We start from the raw sequence: 18,608 nt of genomic DNA on the forward strand, positions 1-18,608 counted from the left end.
ACGCTGCACTTTCTCCATGTCTCAACCCCGTTCTTTAACAAAATGAGTATTCAGCGAGGGCTTACTCTCGCCCGTACTCCGTGCTTCAAACGCTTGTCTGTGCGTATGCTCACACTCGCATAGCTCGAATGGGGGGTATGTCTACGACAATGCATGTTTTATAAATTCTCCACCAGCGAGAAAAACGTCAAAAGTAACTAACCAATTAGAGTTAGTACGGGACTTACGGGGTAAATAACAGCAGCGCTGGGGTCGCGAGTTGTGTTTTTTCACGTCGGGAGTGAAATCATGAAAAAAGTGCTGGCGCGCTTTCAACGACAACAACGCGGTGCTACCGCGATCGAATACGCCCTCATCGTGGGTCTCGTGGCGCTGGGCATCGCCGTCGGCGCGAAGCAATTGGGCACCGATATCAGTTCGGGCTTCACCACGCTGGGCACCACCGTCAAGAATATGATGACTGGTACGTCGACCGGTTCTGGTTCTGGCAGTTGACCACACGGGCCCCTCGCGTGAACGCATGAGCGTCACGCACACCTTGTCGCGCTTCTGATCTTCCGACAGACGTTCGCACGTTTCGCGTGCGAGTGCGGGGGGGCGTGCGTCCTGCGTGTGCGTTACGTCCATGCCTTCACGTCGATCCGCAAGAACGTTTTCTCATTCAGGGTCCGCGCCACCGGTTTGGCGCGCGGCGGTCTTACGACCGGGTGAAGCATGTCACGAGTTGGAAACCGGAACCGGGGAAACCGGAGCCGGCGCCGCACCGCGGGGGTTGCGGCGCTGGAGTTCGCCATCGTGCTGCCGATGCTGATATCGGTAGTGCTGGGCATTGTCTATTACGGCGTTGTATTTGCTCTGCAGCAGGCGCTGACGCTCGCTGCGGCGGAAGGCGCGCGCGCTGCGCTGCGCTACCCGCTGGCATCGAACGGCGGCAACGCGGGGTCGACGGTGGGGCCACGCGTGCTCGCCGCCGCGCAGACTGCACAGGCAACGCTGCCGGTTTCCATTCGTTCGCTCGTCAATAGCGCAGATATCGCGCAGGCCATTGCATGTACAGCGCCTGCCGGAGCCGTCTGCGTGCGCGTGACCCTGAACCTGCCTACTAGGACGTTGTTGCCGACGCTGCCGCTGGTCCCAGTACCGGCGACGCTCACTGGCAGCGCGACCGTGCAGCTTTCGCCGGATACATGACAACAACGCCGGGTCTCAAAAGGGTCGATGCATGAGCAGCAATACCATCCGAATCATCGCGGTCTGCCTGCTCGTGCTGGCGGGCCTGTTGGCGCTGCTGGCGTGGCAGGTGGGCCGCCAGAGCACGCCCGTGGCGCCGCAGACGGGGACCGTGGCCATGCATCCCGTGGTGGTCACTACGCGCGCGGTCGAGGCCGGCAAGCCGATTACCGCCGATGCCGTGCGGATCGAACAGTTGCCGATCGATCCCGGCGGCGCCTATCGCGACACCACGCGCGTCGTGGGACAGGTGCCGCTCGTGGCGCTGGGCGCGAATGCGCCCGTGCTCGAAAGTCAGCTGCTGGCCGGTCTCGCGCGCCAGGTGCCGGAGGGCGAGCGCGCGGTGGCCGTGGCGGTCGATGAGGTGATCGGCGTGGGCCATCAGGTCCAGCCCGGCGACTACGTCGATGTGTTCGTGGTGATGCGCCGCGACTCTCAGGAGATCGCGGAAAGCCAGGCGCGCATGCTGCTGTCCCGGCTGCGCGTGCTGGCCTACGGTCACGGTGCGGTCAACGAAGCGCCGCCACACGAGGCGGAGCAGATGATGACGCGCCGCGACGGCGCGAAGACGGCGGTACTGTCCGTGCCCCTCGCCGCGGTGAGCCAGCTCGCGCTGGCGCAGCAGGCGGGGCGTCTGATGCTGGCCCTGCGCAATCCGAAAGATCCGGAGATGCCGAGCGACGGGATGTTCCCCGAGCCCGCGGGGGTGCTGAAGGCGCGCGCCGGCGTGCCCGCGGAAGCGACGCATGCCCCCGCCGATCGCGCGATTGCGGGGGTGGCGCTGGCCGGCATGATCGGCAGCCCGCCGGCCGCGGTCCGCCCCGTGCCACCCGCTGCGCAACCGGTGCCGGTTGCCGCCCCGGTGCGCCGCGAGGCCGCAACGACGACCCGGACTTCCGGCGTGGAAGTCATCCGCGCCGGCAAGCGGGATATCGAATAACACGAGTCGCACGGTATGCCTACTCATCCTTTCGTTGCCTTGCGATCCGGTGCTTCGACGCTCGTTGCCGCATCGCTGGCGCTATCGCTGTGGTTGTCGCTGTCGTTCCCGTTGTCGCTCGCGCTCGCGGCATCCGCTCGCGCGCAGGAAGCCGCTACCGGCACGCGCTCGATGCGCATGCTCGCCGGGGCGCAACAGGAAATTCGTCCCGGCCCCGCGCTCGAACGCGTGGCCGTGAGCAATCCGGCCGTGGCCGATGCCCTGCTGCTCAAGCACCGCAGCGGTCCGCCCTCCGTGCTCGTCGTCGCCAAGTCGCCCGGTATCACCGACCTGATGATCTGGGCCGGCGGCACACCGATCAGTTATTCGGTACAGGTGGATGCGGTAGCGCCCGACCGGGGTGGCGCCGATGTGAGCATCTCCACCGCTGGCGCCACCATCAGCGGGCAGTCTCCCGACGCGGCCGCGGCGGCGCGCGCGCAGCGCGCGGCACGCATGGCCACGTCGAATGGCAAGGCGGCGGACGGCAAGGCCGATGCGAAGGGCGGACTCATCGTCGATCGCTCGACGGTACCGGTCTCCGGCACGGTGCAGGTCGACGTGAAGGTCGTGGAGATCAGCAAGACCATCATCAAGGAAGTGGGCCTGAACTTCTTCAAGCAGAACGGCGGCTTTGCATTCGGCTCGTTCAGTCCGACCAGCATCACCAAGATCACGCCGAGCGGGCAGGGTACGGATATCGAGGGCACGGTGCCGATTGCCAGCGCGTTCAACCTGATTGCGGCCTCGGCGTCGCGCGGCCTCTTTGCCAACCTGAGCATTCTCGAGGCCAACGGGCTCGTGCGCGTGCTGGCGGAGCCGACGCTGGTCACGCTGTCCGGACAGAGCGCGAGCTTTCTCGCGGGTGGCGAGATTCCGATTCCGGTGCCGCAGGCGCTCGGGACCACGACGATCCAGTTCAAGCCGTTCGGTATCGGGCTGACGGTGTCGCCGACGGTGATCTCGAACCAGCGCATCGCGCTGAAGGTGGCGCCCGAAGCGAGCGACCTCGATCCGTCGCGCGGCATCCAGATCAACGGCGCCTCGGTGCCGGCGATCGTCACCCGGCGCGCGGACACGATGATCGAGCTCGGCGATGGCGAGAGTTTCGTGATCGGCGGGCTCGTGAGCCGCAACACCGTGAGCAATGTGAGCAAGGTGCCGTTCCTCGGCGACCTGCCCGTGATCGGCGCATTCTTCAAGAACCTGAACTTCCATCAGGAGGATCGCGAACTGGTCATCATCGTGACGCCGCACCTCGTGAAGCCGATGGCCAGGGATGCGCCCGCGGTGGCAGCCGTCGGCAACGATGGCACCACGAAGGCGAACCCGAACGTGTGGGGGCGCTTCATGGCCGGGGAATACGTCGATCCGACGTTGCCCGGCTTCTCGCGATAAGGATCGGGCACCGATGATGCAGCGAGACGTGGAGATCGATTACTTCCTGATGAACACGCGGCGCGACGATGTGCGCCAGTGGCTCGGGGGCGCGCTGACGGGACTGGGCGCGCTCGTGGCCGAAGACGGTTCGCACGAGTCGTTCGTGGAACAGGTGAGCGCGATTCGCCCGGGCCTCGTATTCCTCGACTTCTCGGGGGCGCATGCGCAGGTGTCGGGACGGCTGGCCGAGCATGTGGTGCGCCTGTTCCCCACGCTGCCGCTCGTTGCCGTGGGACACGCGACCGAACCGGAAGCCATGCTCGTGGCGCTGCGCGCGGGCGTGCGCGACTTTATCGACCTGCGCGGGAATCCGGCCGATGCCACGGCCGTGGTCAAGCGCCTGATGTTGCCGCGCTCGCAGGTGAAGGCCGCGGAGCCGACGCGGCGGGGCGGCATCGTGGCCGTGCTCGGCGCAAGGGCCGGCGTCGGCGCGACGACGCTGGCCGTGAACCTGGCCGCCACAGCACGCCGCGGCGCGTCGTCGGAAGTCCTGCTGCTGGACCTCGGCCTGCCCGTGCGCGATGCGGCGCTGTACTGCAACGTCACGCCCGAGTTTCATTTCGTCGAGGCGGTGCGCAACCTGCGGCGATTCGATCAGGTGTTCGTGCAGACCGCGCTCGCGCATCAGGCCAACGGCGTCTCGCTGCTGCCGCTGCCGGCCACGCTGGGCGAGCTGCGCGATATCTCGTACTCGGAAGCGCTCGCCCTGCTCGAACGGCTGCGCGCCTTTTTCGATCTGCAGGTGATCGATCTCGGCGGCTTTACGAATATCGACTTCATGGCGCAGATCGTCAATGCGGCGGATCACGTGATGATCGTCGTGGAGCAGAGCCTCGGCGCGATCGTGTCCGCCGCGGAGCTGCTGCAGGAACTGAAGAAGCGCGAGATCGAGCGCGACGACCTGCGGCTCGTGGTCTCGCGTTTCGACGCGCGTCTGGGCGTGGATGCGGCGCAGATTGCCGATCGCGTGGGGGTGCACGCCGTGGACACGCTGCCCGAGCGGCGCGAAGCGCTGCTGCTGGCGACCAACCGCGGCGTGGTGCTCGCGGACGACTTGCCCGCCGACCCGTATGTACGCGCCGTGGAGGCGCTCGCGGTACGGCTGGGCTATCAGGCGGGGCATGCGGCCGATCGCGGACTGCTGGCCCGGATGAAGGAGAAACTGCCCGATGGTTGGCGCGCGCCGCGCGGCAAGCGGGCTGGGAACTGACATGACGCAAGCGATCGAATTCTCGGACAACGCCGCTGCCCCGTTTCCTGCTTCGCAGGAATTCCATACGATCAAGGAGGCCGCGCACGAGCATCTGCTGACGCGCATCGAGGAACTCGGTGCGGAGTTCGGCCGGTGGTCGCGCGTGGCGATCCAGCGCTTTGTCGACCTGGAACTGGAGAGCTTCACGCGGCTGCGCCGCATTCCGATCAACGAAGTGGAACTGCGCCAGATTTCCGAAGCGCTGACCAAGGAGCTGGCCGGCTTCGGGCCGATCGAGGATCTGCTCAACGACCCCGCCGTGGAGGACATCCTCGTCAACGGCGCGATGGACGTGTATGTGTCGCGCCATGGGGTGCTGGAACGCATTCCCGTGCGCTTTGCCGATGGCGGGCATCTGCTGCGCATCGTGCGCCGGATTCTCGCGCCGATCGGCCGCCGGCTCGACGAGTCGAATCCGATGGTCGATGCGCGTCTGCCCGACGGGGGCCGCATCAACGTCATCATTCCGCCGCTCGCGCTCGAAGGGCCCGTGGTGTCCATCCGGAAGTTCCGCAAGGACCCGCTGACGCCGGCCGACCTGCAATCGCTCGGCACGATGAACCCCGAGATCTGCGAACTGCTGGAAGCCGCGGTCAAGGCGCGCTGCAATATTCTCGTCAGCGGCGGCACGAGTTCGGGCAAGACGTCGCTGCTCAACGCGCTGGCGACGTTCGTGCCCGTGACCGAACGCGTGATCACGATCGAGGACACCGCGGAACTGGCGCTCAATCACCCGCACGTGGTCCGGCTGGAGAGCCGGCCCGGCGGGTTCGAGGGCACGGGCGTGGTGACCATTCGCGATCTGCTGCGCAACAGCCTGCGAATGCGGCCGGACCGCATCATCGTCGGGGAAGTGCGCGGCGGCGAGGTGCTGGAGATGCTGCAGGCGATGAGCACGGGCCACGATGGCTCGATGGGGACGATCCACGCGAGCAGCCCGCGCGAGTGCCTGTACCGTCTGGAGATGCTGGCGGGCTTCGCTGGGTTTCAGGGTAGCGAGATCAGCCTGCGGCGGCAGATTGCCAACGCCATCGACTTCATCGTGCAGATCGGCCGGCTGTCCAACGGCAAGCGCCGCATCCTGTCGATTACCGAAGTCACCGGGCTTGGCGACAACATCATCTCCACGCAGGAGCTGTGGCGCCACGAGCCTGTGCAGGGACCGGACGGCAGCGAGACCGACCGCTGGCTCTCGCTCGGCCTGATGCCTCATTCGCCGAAGCTGGCGCGCATGCGTCCGGCCGGCTTCATGCTCGACGACCGCTTCGATGTCTAGCGCCAGCCTCCTGCTCGCGGCCATCGCGCTGGTGATTCTCGGCGCGGGCCTGCTCATGCTCGCGACGGCACGCGCACGCGCGCAGGCCGAGGGGGCGCGCGCGCATTTGCAGGCGCAGACCGAGCAGGTGCGCGCGCGTTACGCCACGCCGGTGGAGCCGGGTCCGCAGGCCAGCGCGCGCGATCTCAAGCGGCGCTGGACCGAGCTGCTGCGGCGCGCCGATCTTGCCGATACGCGGCGCACATATCTGCGCTTCGGCGTGCCCGCGGGCGTCACGATCCTCGTCGGCGCGATGCTGGGCGGCACGATCGGCGCGGTGGCGATGCTCGTCGTATCGGGCGCGCTGATCGCGTTTTTCGTATCGCTGCGCATTCGGCGCATCAAGCACCGCATGCTGCGCCAGTTGCCGGGCTTTCTCGATGGCGTGGTGCGGCTGATGGCGATTGGCAGCAGCGTGCCCGCCGCATTCCAGAACACGGTGGTCAACACGGAAGCGCCACTGCGCCAGTGCCTCGTGCAGGCGATTCATCTGCAACGCGCGGGCAAGGAGCTCGACCAGGCGGTGCTGCAGGTGGGGCGCGTGTATCGCCTCGACGAACTCGTGATGGTGGCGGCCGTGCTGCGGCTGGCCACGCGTTATGGCGGGCGCGCGGACGTGGTGATGGAGCGCACGGCGACCTTCATGCGCGATCACGAGGAAGCGCAGCGCGAACTGCTGGCGCTGTCGGCGGAGACGCGGATGTCGGCATGGGTGCTCGGGCTGCTCCCGCTCGTGATGGCCGGCGCCCTGTTCGTGATCAATGCGGGCTACATCCTGTCGATGTGGCAGGACCCCGCGGGCCGCGCCATGCTGATTGCCGCGGGGGGCCTCGAGATCGCGGGCGTCGCGCTGCTGTATCGGCTGGCCCGATCGATTTAGGGAGCGCGACCATGACGATGACGACACTGGTCTCGCTCAGCCTGCTGATGGTCGCATGCGCGGCGGGGCTGCTCGCATGGCCGCTGTTGCGGCAGTGGCGGCAGCGCTCGCGCGCGACGCGCACGATCGACTCGGCGCTGCAGCGGCAGGCCGGTGCTGCAGCGCCGGCGGCGTCCGCCACGGCGGCCGGCGTCGCGGCCGCTGCCAATGCAGCCGCCGCCACGAGCGCCACGGGCGCCACGAGCGTCGCGGGCACGGCGCTCGGCGGCAAACTCGGCAACTCGCTCGGGAAGACGATCCAGACGCGCTTCAACCAGCGCTGGCTGGAGTCGCGCATCGGCCGCGCGGTGGTGACCGAGGAAGAGCAGGCGCTGCTCGAGCAGTGCGGCTACTACGGCGTGCGCGCGCGTACCGTGTTTGGCGGGCTGCGCGTGGCGCTGCCCATCGTGGCGGCGATCGTTGCCGTGATCTGGCAGCTGCCACGCGGTAGCGATGCGGCGCTGACGTGGGGATTCGTTGCATTCGCTTTCGGGTTCTTCGCGCCCAAGCTCTGGCTGCGCCGGCGCGCCAAGGCGCGGCTCGCGCAGGTCGACGAGGAACTGCCGGTCCTGATCGACATGCTGCGATTGCTGCAGGGCGTGGGTATGTCGATCGACCAGAGCCTGCAGATCATCGTGGTGGAGTTCGGCAATCTGCTGCGCGTGCTCGGCCCCGAGCTGCATCGCGCGAACCAGCAGTTCGCCTCGGGCCGCTCGCGCGAGCAGACGCTGCTGCGCATCGGCCGGCTGTTCGATAGCGAGGATCTGAAGGGCCTGATCACCCTGCTGACGCAGGTGGACCGCCATGGCGGTGGCGTGCAGGAGCCGCTGCGCCAGTTCGGCGAACGTTTGCAGGTCGCGCGCAAGGCGCGCATGAAGGCAAAAATCGGCCAGTTGACCGTGAAGATGACGGGCGTGATGGTGGTGAGTCTGCTGCCGGTACTGCTGATCATCACCGCGGGACCGGGCTTTCTTGGCGCCATTCGGTTATTGGCACAGATGGGTGCGGCACGATGACGATGAAGAGCATGGCACGCGCGATGGCCGCGATGACGACGATGGCCCTGCTGGGCGGCTGCGCCGGGCTGGGGGCCGGTTCCAACAGCGCCGAGCGGATGGCCCAGCAGGCCGAGGCACAGATCGAGCTCGCGAAGCTGCGCGACAAGGAGGAGCGTGCCGAGTACAGCGACAAGGCCGTGTACCTGGGCCTGATCGGCCGCATGCAGCAGGAGGGGCTGTATTACGCGTCGCTGGCGCATATCGACGCCTACCAGCAGCGCTTTGGCGCGACGCCGGAACTCAGGTTGCTGCGCGCCGATGCATTGCGCGAGACGGGCCAGGACGATGCGGCCACGCAGGCCTATCGCGATCTGACCGGCACCGATCGGGCGGCGCGGGCCTACCACGGGCTGGGATTGCTTGCGGGACGCCAGGGCGATTTCACGCGGGCGGTGATGGCGTTGCGGCAGGCCGCGACGCTGGATCCCGTGAATGCGCCCATCGCGAACGACCTTGGCTATGCGTTGATGCGCGGGGGCGCGTTGCAGGAAGCGAAGGTGCCCGTGATGCAGGCGCTTCAGCTCGACGGGACGAACCCGCGCATCGTCAGCAATGCCGCGGTCTGGATGATGGCGGACGGCAAGCGCGCGCAGGCCACCGCGATGATGCAGCAGGCGAACCTGCCCGAGAACACGCGTGCGGCGATTCGAAAGGAAGCCGATCGTATCGCGCGCGCGGCACAGGCGCGGGCCAATGCCATGAGTGGCCCGGCGGGCAAGGTCGCGGCGGGGAAGCCGCTGGCCATGACCGACGCGCGCGGCGCGCTATCGGGAATACAACCGGGAATACAACCGGGAATACAACCGGGGGCACAACCCTGATGCCCGGCCTCCATCGCAACAGGACATCCGCCATGAACCTTGCCACCCGCCTCCGAACCTTTGCCGCCCCGGCTGTTGGGCTAGCACTTGGCGCGGCGCTTTGCCTGCCCGCCACGCCGGCATTCGCGCAGCAGCCGGCGGCCGATGCCGCGCCCCCGCCGGTGCGGATGGCGCCCATCGCCGAGCGCAACGATACGCGCGCGCTGCTGCAGATCCAGCGCTCGGGCGCGCAGGCGGGCCCCGGCCTGCCGATGACGGGCGAGCAGGCCGCGCTTGGCTACGAGCGCTATCTGGAGAGCTTCCGCTACGCGATTCCCGAGTACTTCACGAGCCAGGCGACGGGCAGTCCGCTGCGCGGCGGGTCGGGCAGTCAGTCGTTCGGGCAGGCGTTGGGGCAGTAAGGACGGCCGGTCATGCACGCCACGTTTGCCTCCAGGACCTTCTCCGCTCGCGGGAGCGGCGCATGTTGCGCGCGTGCGCGGCAGCGTGGCGCCGTGAGCGCGATGGCGGTGATCCTGATGGCGACCATCGGGGTGGCGGCGCTGGTGTCGATCGATATCGGGTATGTGTTCTATGGGCAGCGGCAGCTGCAGAAGATAGCGGATCTGGCGGCGGTGTCGGGCGCGCAGCAACTCAAGCGCGCGGCGGATCTTGCGACGACCAGCGCCAGCGTGATGGCGGCCGTGCAGGGCACGGCGACGCAGAACGGCTACAAGCCTGCGGTGACGACGTCGTGCGGCGATGTGGCGAGCGGCGCGGCGGATGGCATGCGCGCGTGCCTCGGGCTCTGGGATCCGGGCAATCCAGCGAATGGCGACAGCAGGCGGCATTTCAACGCGGGCTACAACCCGGCGACGGTGTCGCCGAATGCGGTACGCGTGCAGGCGACGATGACGTTGCCGGTGTTGTTTGTGTTTCCGGGGTCGAGTGGGCGGCAATTGCGGGCGGAGGCGATTGCGGCGGGGAGTCCGCCGGTGGCGTCGTTTTCGCTGGCCAGCGGGTTGCTCGACGTGAACACGGCGAATGGCCTGCTGGGCAAGCTGCTGGGTCCCAACGTGACCGTGAATTTCTCGGCGCTGGACTGGAGCGGGCTAGTCGGCACCAATATCACGCTGGAGCAGCTTCGCGTGGCCGCGGGCGTGGGCACGATCGATCAGCTGCTCGGGCTGCAGCTGTCGCTGCGCGACTTCTACGCGCTGGTGCTGAAGGCGGCCAACAAGAGCGCGCTGCTCGGCGTGGCGCTAGGTAGTCCCGCCACCACGCTCGGTGTGGGGGCCGTCGGCGTTGCCGTGAGCATGGCGCGATTGCTCGCGCTCGGCGTGCTGGCCCCGGCGGCCTCGTCGGCGGCGGAGGTCGGCCTTAACGTGGCGTCGCTGCTGATGCTGTCCGCGCAGCTTGCGAACAGCAATGGCGCTCGCGTGAGCCTCGGGAATGTCAATCTGGGCATCGCGCGTACCAGCGCGGGGCTCTACGTCACGCAGCCGCCGCAGACGGCCGTTGGTCCCGTCCGGCAGACCGGCACGAATACGTGGCAGACCACGGCGCAGACCGCGCAACTGGGGCTGCGGCTGGACGTGGTGGTCGATCTGGCGGTGGCCTCGGTGAATTTGCCGCTGTACGTCGAAGCGGCGTCCGCCAACGCCTCGCTTACGCAGATGCAATGCGCCGCCACGTCCGCGGACCGGCGCGCGACGCTTCGGCTCACGCAGCAGGTGGCGAGGGTGTGCCTGGCCAACTCGGATGGCTCCGCGAGCTGCGAGCCGACGCGGACGGTATTGGCCAATATCCTCGGTGTGAAGGTCGTCAACGTGCCGGTATCGAATCCGGTGGGCGCGGCGGGATCGCAGGACATCGTGCTGGCGCCGGGGGGATATGTGCAGGCGCCGGCCACGAATCAACTGACGACCGCGGTGACCTCGCTGCTCAACAACCTGCGTCCGACGCTCGATCTGGGCGGGATCCTGATACCGCCCATCATCGATATTCCTGGACTTCTGGCGGCGCTGCTGACGCCGGTAGCCAATCTGCTGGACCTTGTGGTCAACAGCCTGCTGAAGCCGCTTGGCATCCAGCTCGGCAATGCCGACCTCTGGATGAATGGCATCGACTGCAACAACGCCGAACTGGTGTACTGAAACGAAAACGAAATCATGAAAGCCGACCGCTGGGCCTACGAGAGCCTCGAAGTCTATGTCTGGGAAGGCAAGTACGAGATTGCCGACCGCGTCGCGCGCTTTCTCACGCCGCTTGGGGTCGATGTGATTCGCGCTGGCGCGCTCGAGTCGTTTCCTGCCGAGCCGCGTACGAAACCCTGCGTGGCCGTGATCAGTGCATCGGCGATCGGTACCGCGAAATTCACGCTCGAGTGGGAAGCCGCGCATGGCATGCCCGTCGTGTGGGTCGCCGCGCCCGATCGCGAGGTCGACCCGGGCCGCTTCCCGGCCGAATACGCCCATATCCTGCCGCACGATTTCTCGGGGCCGGACCTGCGCACGCAGATCGGCAAGCTGATGCCCCAGCTGCTGGCCGCATCGGAGACGGGACCCGATGTCGCGGACCTCGTGGCCGGATCGCCCGCGATGCTGCAACTGCTGCAGCAGGTGGACACGTTCGCCGACTTCGACAGCAACGTGATGCTCTATGGCGAGACCGGCGCGGGCAAGGAGCGCATTGCGCGCCTGTTCCACGATCGCAATCGCACGTACGGCAAGGGACCGTTCATCGCGGTGAACTGCGGCGCGATTCCCGATGGACTGTTCGAATCGCAGTTCTTCGGCCACGCCAAGGGCGCGTTCACGGGCGCGATGTTCGCGCATCGAGGGTATTTCGAGCAGGCCAACGGCGGCACGCTGTTCCTCGACGAAATCGGCGACCTGCCGCTGTTCCAGCAGGTCAAGCTGCTGCGCGTGCTCGAGGAGAACGCATTGACGCGGCTGGGATCGGCGCTGCCGGTGAAGCTCGACTTCCGCCTCGTCGCGGCGACCAACAAGGACCTGCGCGAGGCGGTAGGGCAGGGCAAGTTCCGCGCGGACCTGTACTTTCGGCTGGCGGTGATCGAGCTGCGCATTCCAAGCCTCGAGGAGCGCGGTGCCGCGGACAAGGTGGCGCTGCTGCAATCGTTCATGCGCCATATGATGGGCGCCAAGCGGTTCGACGTGCTGCCGCCGATGCCGGACTGGCTCAAGGGCGCGGTGGGCACCGCGTTCTTCAACGGCAACGTGCGCGAGCTGCGCAACCTCGCCGAGCGCGTGGGGATCACCGTGCAGCAGTGCGGTGCCTGGGACGAGGATCGCATCCGGCCGTTGTTCCGGGGCCTGCGTCCCGGCGCGTTCGATGGCGGCGAGCGTCCGGCCGAGTCGCGCGGCGATGCCGAGGAGCGGCGCCGCATCATCGCGGCGCTGGACGCGAACGGATGGCGCCGGCAGGACACCGCGACCTGCCTCGGCATCAGCCGCAAGGTGCTGTGGGAGAAGATGCGCAAGTATCAGATCGTCGACAGCGAAGCCGCGGACAACGAAGTGGAATCCGCCTGAGCCGCGGCGTGACGTTATGATGCGGCACTCGTGTCGCGAATGACGTTGCCCAAGGAATCAGATTGCGCTTTCTCCACACCGCCGACTGGCATCTCGGTCGGCTGTTCCATGCCCGTAGCCTGATCGAGGATCAGGCCCACGTGCTCGACCAGTTCGTCGCCCTTGTCCGCGATGCACGGCCAGACGCCGTGCTGATCGCGGGCGACGTGTACGACCGCGCGGTGCCCCCGCCGGACGCGGTGGCACTGCTCGACGATGTGCTGGCGCGCATTGTCGTCGGCGAGCGTGTGCCCGTCGTGATGATCGCCGGCAACCACGACAGCGCCCAGCGGCTGGACTTCGGCGCGCGGCTCATGACCGGACAGGGTCTGCATGTGGCGGGACGCGTGGGCGCGCAGGCCAGCGGCCTCACGCTGCGCGACGCGCATGGCGACGTCCGCATCTATGCGATCCCCTACGCGGAACCGGCCGTCGTGCGCGACGCGCTGGGCCTCGAACTCCCGCATCACGAGGCGGCGCTGGGTGCCCAGCTGGCGGCCATTCGCGCCGCGCATCCGGCGAACACGCGATCGGTGGCCGTGGCGCACGCGTTTGTCGTGGGTGGCGCGGCCAGCGAATCGGAGCGGCCGCTCTCGGTCGGCGGCAGCGGTGCCGTCGCGGCCGGCGTGTTCGACGGCTTCGACTATGTCGCGCTCGGCCACCTGCATCGCCCGCAGACGCTGGGCACGAATGTCCATTACTCGGGGTCGCTGCTCAAGTATTCGCTGTCGGAGGCGGGCCACGCCAAGAGCGTGTCGCTGGTGGAACTCGACGGGGCAGGCGCGGTGCGCATCGAGCCGATCGCCCTGCGGCCGATGCGCGATCTGCGGCTGTTGCGTGGCGAACTGGCCACGCTTATCGCCAGCGCGGCGGATGACCCTTGCCGCGACGACTACATTCATGCGGTACTGACGGATGCCGGCGCGCTGCTCGATCCGATGGCGCGGCTGCGGCAGGCCTATCCGAACGCGCTGGCCATGGAGCGCGCGGTGCTCGCGCGCAGCGGCAGCGCACGCGAGGCGGGACGCCGCCTGCGCGAACTCGATACCGGCGCGTTGTTCGCCAGCTTCTTCCGCGAGGTGGCCGACGCCGACCTCGACGTGGACCAGCGCCGTACGCTGGACGACCTGCTTGCCGCAATGGCGGCATCGGAAAGGGAATCGGCATGAAACCGCTGCACCTGAAATTGCAGGCGTTCGGTCCGTTCGCAACCAGCGAGTCGATCGATTTCACCCAATTGGGGGACCAGGCGTTCTTCCTCATTCATGGCCCTACCGGCGCTGGCAAGACGACGCTGCTCGATGCGATCTGCTTTGCGCTGTATGGCGACACGTCCGGTGGCGAGCGGGATCCGCGCGATATGCGCAATGCCAATGCCGATCCGGCGCTGCGCACCGAAGTCACGCTCGAGTTCGCGCTGGGTTCGCAGCGCTACCGCGTCACGCGTTCGCCCGCGCAGGAGCGTCCGAGCCTTCGTGCGTCGGGCACGCTCGTGCGCGAGATTCCCAAGGCGCAGCTCGACGCGCTGGCCGAGGAGCGCTGGGTCAGCAAGGCGACCCAGCCTGGCCGCGTCAGCGATGCGGTGCGCGAACTGCTTGGGTTCGACAGCGCGCAGTTCCGGCAGGTCATCGTGCTGCCGCAGGGGCGGTTCCGCGAACTGCTGACCGCGAAGTCGCAGGAACGGCAGGCGATTCTCGAGCGCCTGTTCCAGACCGAACTCTATCGGCGCGTCGAGGAACTGCTGAAGGAGCAGGCGGCGGGCATCCGCCGCGAGGCCGATGCGATTTCGCTGCGCCGGAAGACGCTGCTCGATCAGCATGCGCTGGCAACGCCGGAGGCGCTGGCCGCGCGGATCGCGGGGCAGCAGGATGCACTGGCGATGCTCGACCGGCAGGAGCAGCTTGCGCGTGCCGATAGCGATGCGGCACGGGCTGCGTTGAGCAAGGCCGAGATCGAGGCGCAGCAGCTCAAGCGCTGGAAGGACGCGGAGGAAGCGTTCGGCAGGCTCTCCGCGCGGCGAGAGGCGATGGTTGCGGAGCGCGCGCGGCTGCGCACGGCGCAGCGGGCGGCGCAGGTGTCGCCAATGGCCGAACATCTGGCGGCGATGGCGCGCGATCAGGCCGAGGCGCGGGAAGCGCTGGCCCAGCGCGAGCAGGAGGTGGCGACGCATTCGACGGCCGCGCGCGCGGCGGCCGAGGTGCTGGCCGGCGAGCAGGGCCGTGGCGAGATGCGCGTGGCGCTGCAACGCGAGATTGCGGCGCGGGAGGCGATGCTGCCGCGCGCGCGGCAGATGAGTGCGCTGCAGGCGCGGCTGGCCGATGCCGCGAAGGCGCTGGTGGGCGCGACGCGTGCGCGCGATACGGCGACGGCGGCGGTGGCGAAGCATCTGGAGCGTCAGCAGACGGTCGCGGTCGATCTGGAGCGTGCGCGGGCGGAGGCGATACCGATGGCCACGCTGACGTTGCAGCGCGATCAGGCGGTCGAGCAGCAGACGCGGCTGGCGCAGTACGCGGCCGCGCGTGCGCGCATGCCCGGGTTGCGTGAGGCGCTGGCGGCGGCCGAGCATGCGCATGTTCGCGCCGTGAGCGCGCGCGATGGCGCGCGGCAGGCGCTGGTGCACGATGAACGGGCCTGGCGCGCGGGACAGGCCGCGCGGCTGGCGAGCGACCTGGCGCGCGGCGCGCCATGCCCCGTATGTGGCGGCACGGAGCATCCGTCGCCGGCGGTGCATGCGGAGCTGTTGTCGATCGGCGACGCGCAACTCGATGCGAGCCGGGATGCGCTGCATCGGGCGGACGAGCAGGTCCAGGCGACCGCTACGCGCCGGCATGCTGCGTATGGAGAGCTGGCGCAGGCCGAGGCACGGCTTGCGGATCTTGCGGAACTGGCACGGCTGCAGCCGGCGCCGGCTGTGGCCCGGATGGACGACGCATCCAGCGCGCCCAACGCGTCCGATGACGACATTGCGGCCGCCGCGCGGGCGATCGATGGGGAGGTGGCGCGGCTGACGGACGCGCTCAAGGTCGCGGCGCAAGCGGGCGCGCGGTTGCCGAACCTCGAGGCTGCGCATGCCGATGCGCGTGGCGCGCACGAAGCCGCCGTCGCGCAGGCGCGCGAGGCCGAGCACGTCGCGCAGCAGCTCGCGCAGGCCGCCGCGCAACTCGAAGGCGAATGGCGTGGCGCCTGCGAGCAGGTGCCCGAGGACTCGCGCGACCCGGTCGCGCTCGAAGCCGCGCTCGCCAAAGCGCGCGAGCGTGCGCTGGCGCTTGAGCAGGCATTGCAACGCGCGCAGATGACCGAACGCGATGCCGCATCGCAGCTGGCCGCGGCCGTGGCCGCGCTAGACGCCGCGCGTACGCAGCTGACGCAGACCGACGCGCGCCACGTGCAGGCGCAGGCGTCGTTCGTCAACGCGATTGCCGCCGCCGGCTTCGACAGTCTCGAAGCCTGGCAGACCGCATGCCTGCCCCCGGCCGCGATGGTCGCCCTCGACGAGGCCGTACGCGATTTCGAGCTCGAGATCGCCCGTGCGGCAGACCGCCGCGAACGTGCCGAGGCCGAAGCGAAATCGCTGCAACCGCCCGACCTCCCGGCCCTGCAGGCTGCACGCGACACCGCCGCCGCCAACCTCGAGGCCGCAATCCGCCAGCGCAGCGAACTGGCCGCCGCGCGGGAGACGCTGCTGCAATGCCAGCGCCTGCTCGACGCGCTGGAAGCGGACGGCCGCGATATCGAGACACGCTACGCGGTACTCGGACGCCTGTCGGAAGTGGCCAATGGCAACAATCCGCGCCGCATCACGTTCCAGCGCTTCGTGCTCGCCTCGCTGCTGGACGAAGTGCTCGAGGCCGCGTCGCAGCGCCTCATGCGCATGAGCCGCGGCCGCTATACGCTGCAACGCGTGCGCGAGCAGGTGGACCAGCGCAGCGCGGGCGGCCTCGACCTCGAAGTGTTCGACCATGACACCGGCGGCACGCGTCCGGCCAATACGCTCTCCGGCGGCGAAGGATTCCTCGCCTCGCTGTCGCTGGCGCTCGGCCTTGCCGACGTCGTGCAATCGCGCGCGGGCGGCATCCAGCTCGACACGCTGTTCGTGGATGAAGGCTTTGGCACGCTCGACCCGGAGAGCCTCGACTTCGCCATCCGCACGCTGCTGGATCTCCAGCAGGCGGGCCGGCTGGTCGGCATCATTTCGCACGTGAGCGAGCTCCGCGAACGCATCGACGTGCGGCTGGAAGTCCGCCCCGGCGCGGCCGGCAGCCACGCGGTGCTTCAACTACCCTAAGCTCACGGAAGCCCGACGCGCGGGGCGGCAAGTGCCGTCCCGCCGGCTTGACCGGGCAATGGTCGCAGGTGTAATCTCCTTCCCACTGTTCATTGTGCGAATTCAAGTTCGATAGGCGAACAAATCGATTCCACAAGGAAGCAGCCTGCGGCGCCACCGTGCCGCTTGTACCAGACAACACAAGATTGTCGGACCCTGTTCCGCTGCCGCCGCGCCCAGCCGCGACGCAGCGGATGAATCGTCCAGCAAGAATTATCCGGAGACCTCCTTTGCGCGCCGCCCCATGCGGCCCGGGCCCGGACCTCTGCCGGACCCTTCCGTGATTGGAACGCAAGTGATCAACAAGCTTTATGACTCGGTGGAATCGGCGGTCGCCGACATCCACGATGGCGCCACGATCATGATCGGCGGCTTCGGTCTTGCGGGCATGCCCGCGGAACTGATCGACGCACTGATCGCCCAGGGCGCGCGCGACCTCACCATCGTCAACAACAACGCCGGCAACGGCGACACCGGTCTGGCCGCGCTGCTCAAGGCCCGTCAGGTGCGCAAGATCATCTGCTCGTTCCCGCGCCAGGCCGACTCGTACGTCTTCGACTCGCTCTACCATGCGGGCGATATCGAACTGGAACTGGTGCCCCAGGGCAATCTGGCCGAGCGCATTCGCGCGGCCGGTGCCGGCATCGGCGGCTTCTTCACGCGCACGGCCTACGGCACGCCGCTGGCCGAGGGCAAGGAAACGCGGATCATCGACGGCAAGGGCTACGTGTTCGAGAAGCCGATCTACGCGGACTTCGCGCTGATCAAGGCCGACACGGCCGACCGCTGGGGTAACCTGACGTACCGCAAGACCGCGCGCAACTTCGGCCCGATCATGGCCACCGCCGCCAAATGCGCGATCGTGCAGGTCAGCCATATCGCCGAGCTCGGCGAGATCGACCCCGAACGTGTCGTCACGCCTGGCCTTTTCGTCAAGCGCGTGGTGAAGATCGAAGGCGCCGCCGCCAAGGCTGCCTGACGCGCGACAAGGAGAACAGACATGCAACGCCTGACCCGCGATCAAATGGCCGCCCGTGTGGCCAACGACATTCCCGAAGGTGCCGTGGTGAACCTCGGCATCGGCCTGCCCACGCTGGTGGCCAACCACCTGCCCGCCGACCGCGAAATCCTGCTGCATAGCGAGAACGGCGTTCTGGGCATGGGCCCGGCGCCCGCGCCCGGCGAGGAAGACGGCGACCTGATCAACGCCGGCAAGCAGCCCGTGACGCTGAAGGCCGGTGGCTCGTTCTTCCATCATGCGGACTCGTTCGCGATGATGCGCGGCGGCCACCTCGACTTCTGCGTGCTGGGCGCGTTCCAGGTGTCCGCGAAGGGCGACCTCGCGAACTGGCACACCGGCGCGCCGGGTGCGATTCCCGCCGTGGGCGGCGCGATGGACCTCGCCATCGGCGCCAAGGAAGTGTTCGTGATGATGGAACACCAGACCAAGCAGGGCGAGAGCAAGGTCGTGGCGGAATGCACGTACCCGCTGACCGGCATCGGCTGCGTGACGCGCATCTATACGGACCTCGCCACGATCGACGTGACCCCCGACGGCCTCGTCGCGCGCGACCTCGTGGAAGGCCTGACCTTCGAGGAACTGCAGCGCGTCACCGGCGTGACCCTCAAGCAGGCAGTGGCCGCCTGATTGGCCGCCTGATTGGCCGCCCGACCGTTCGATACGCAACGACATAGCAC

16 protein-coding genes are annotated in these 18,608 nt (G+C 68.1%); all 16 read left to right on the forward strand.

Annotation, left to right across the window (positions count from 1 at the left end; translation table 11 throughout):
- The first annotated feature begins 288 nt into the window (after positions 1-288).
- Positions 289-495 (forward strand): Flp family type IVb pilin, encoded by a 207-nt coding sequence (locus tag FOB72_RS27465; RefSeq protein ID WP_150376146.1) that lies wholly within the window; start codon positions 289-291, stop codon positions 493-495.
- Positions 496-714: 219 nt separating this feature from the next.
- A complete protein-coding gene (locus FOB72_RS27470; RefSeq protein ID WP_150376148.1) occupies positions 715-1,191 on the forward strand; it encodes a TadE family protein in 477 nt (158 codons plus the stop codon).
- A gap of 31 nt (positions 1,192-1,222) precedes the next feature.
- Complete coding sequence (gene cpaB / locus FOB72_RS27475) at positions 1,223-2,170, forward strand: Flp pilus assembly protein CpaB (protein WP_150376150.1); 948 nt, start codon at positions 1,223-1,225, stop codon at positions 2,168-2,170.
- Positions 2,171-2,185: 15 nt separating this feature from the next.
- The gene (locus FOB72_RS27480; protein WP_150376152.1) at positions 2,186-3,607 is read left to right on the forward strand and encodes a type II and III secretion system protein family protein; all 1,422 of its coding nucleotides are present in this window, start codon (positions 2,186-2,188) and stop codon (positions 3,605-3,607) included.
- A gap of 34 nt (positions 3,608-3,641) precedes the next feature.
- On the forward strand, positions 3,642-4,859 hold the full coding sequence (locus tag FOB72_RS27485; protein WP_411859885.1) for a pilus assembly protein: 1,218 nt from the start codon (positions 3,642-3,644) through the stop codon (positions 4,857-4,859).
- A gap of 1 nt (position 4,860) precedes the next feature.
- Entirely contained in the window at positions 4,861-6,177 is a 1,317-nt protein-coding gene (locus FOB72_RS27490; RefSeq protein ID WP_150376154.1) for a CpaF family protein, read from the forward strand.
- Complete coding sequence (locus tag FOB72_RS27495; protein ID WP_150376156.1) at positions 6,170-7,096, forward strand: type II secretion system F family protein; 927 nt, start codon at positions 6,170-6,172, stop codon at positions 7,094-7,096. Before FOB72_RS27490 ends, FOB72_RS27495 begins: the two co-directional genes overlap by 8 nt.
- Before the next feature lie 11 nt (positions 7,097-7,107).
- Positions 7,108-8,151 (forward strand): type II secretion system F family protein, encoded by a 1,044-nt coding sequence (locus FOB72_RS27500; RefSeq protein ID WP_150376158.1) that lies wholly within the window; start codon positions 7,108-7,110, stop codon positions 8,149-8,151.
- The gene (locus FOB72_RS27505; RefSeq protein ID WP_223851595.1) at positions 8,148-9,014 is read left to right on the forward strand and encodes a pilus assembly protein TadD; all 867 of its coding nucleotides are present in this window, start codon (positions 8,148-8,150) and stop codon (positions 9,012-9,014) included. The genes FOB72_RS27500 and FOB72_RS27505 overlap by 4 nt, the downstream gene beginning before the upstream one ends.
- A 32-nt stretch (positions 9,015-9,046) precedes the next feature.
- Positions 9,047-9,415 carry a DUF3613 domain-containing protein gene (locus FOB72_RS27510; protein WP_150376160.1) on the forward strand — a complete coding sequence of 123 codons (369 nt, stop codon included), beginning with the start codon at positions 9,047-9,049 and terminating at the stop codon, positions 9,413-9,415.
- 12 nt (positions 9,416-9,427) lie between these two features.
- On the forward strand, positions 9,428-11,149 hold the full coding sequence (locus tag FOB72_RS27515; RefSeq protein ID WP_223851596.1) for a TadG family pilus assembly protein: 1,722 nt from the start codon (positions 9,428-9,430) through the stop codon (positions 11,147-11,149).
- Positions 11,150-11,164: 15 nt separating this feature from the next.
- Entirely contained in the window at positions 11,165-12,547 is a 1,383-nt protein-coding gene (locus FOB72_RS27520) for a sigma 54-interacting transcriptional regulator (protein ID WP_150376162.1), read from the forward strand.
- A gap of 62 nt (positions 12,548-12,609) precedes the next feature.
- A complete protein-coding gene (locus tag FOB72_RS27525) occupies positions 12,610-13,755 on the forward strand; it encodes an exonuclease SbcCD subunit D (protein ID WP_150376164.1) in 1,146 nt (381 codons plus the stop codon).
- On the forward strand, positions 13,752-16,871 hold the full coding sequence (locus FOB72_RS27530) for an AAA family ATPase (RefSeq protein ID WP_150376166.1): 3,120 nt from the start codon (positions 13,752-13,754) through the stop codon (positions 16,869-16,871). The genes FOB72_RS27525 and FOB72_RS27530 overlap by 4 nt, the downstream gene beginning before the upstream one ends.
- 334 nt (positions 16,872-17,205) lie before the next feature.
- Positions 17,206-17,889, forward strand: coding sequence for a 3-oxoacid CoA-transferase subunit A (locus tag FOB72_RS27535; RefSeq protein ID WP_150377472.1), 684 nt, complete (start codon positions 17,206-17,208; stop codon positions 17,887-17,889).
- A gap of 21 nt (positions 17,890-17,910) precedes the next feature.
- Positions 17,911-18,558 carry a 3-oxoacid CoA-transferase subunit B gene (locus FOB72_RS27540; RefSeq protein WP_150376168.1) on the forward strand — a complete coding sequence of 216 codons (648 nt, stop codon included), beginning with the start codon at positions 17,911-17,913 and terminating at the stop codon, positions 18,556-18,558.
- Positions 18,559-18,608: the final 50 nt, after the last annotated feature.

The organism is Cupriavidus pauculus (assembly GCF_008693385.1).
Taxonomy (GTDB): Bacteria; Pseudomonadota; Gammaproteobacteria; order Burkholderiales; family Burkholderiaceae; genus Cupriavidus; species Cupriavidus pauculus_D.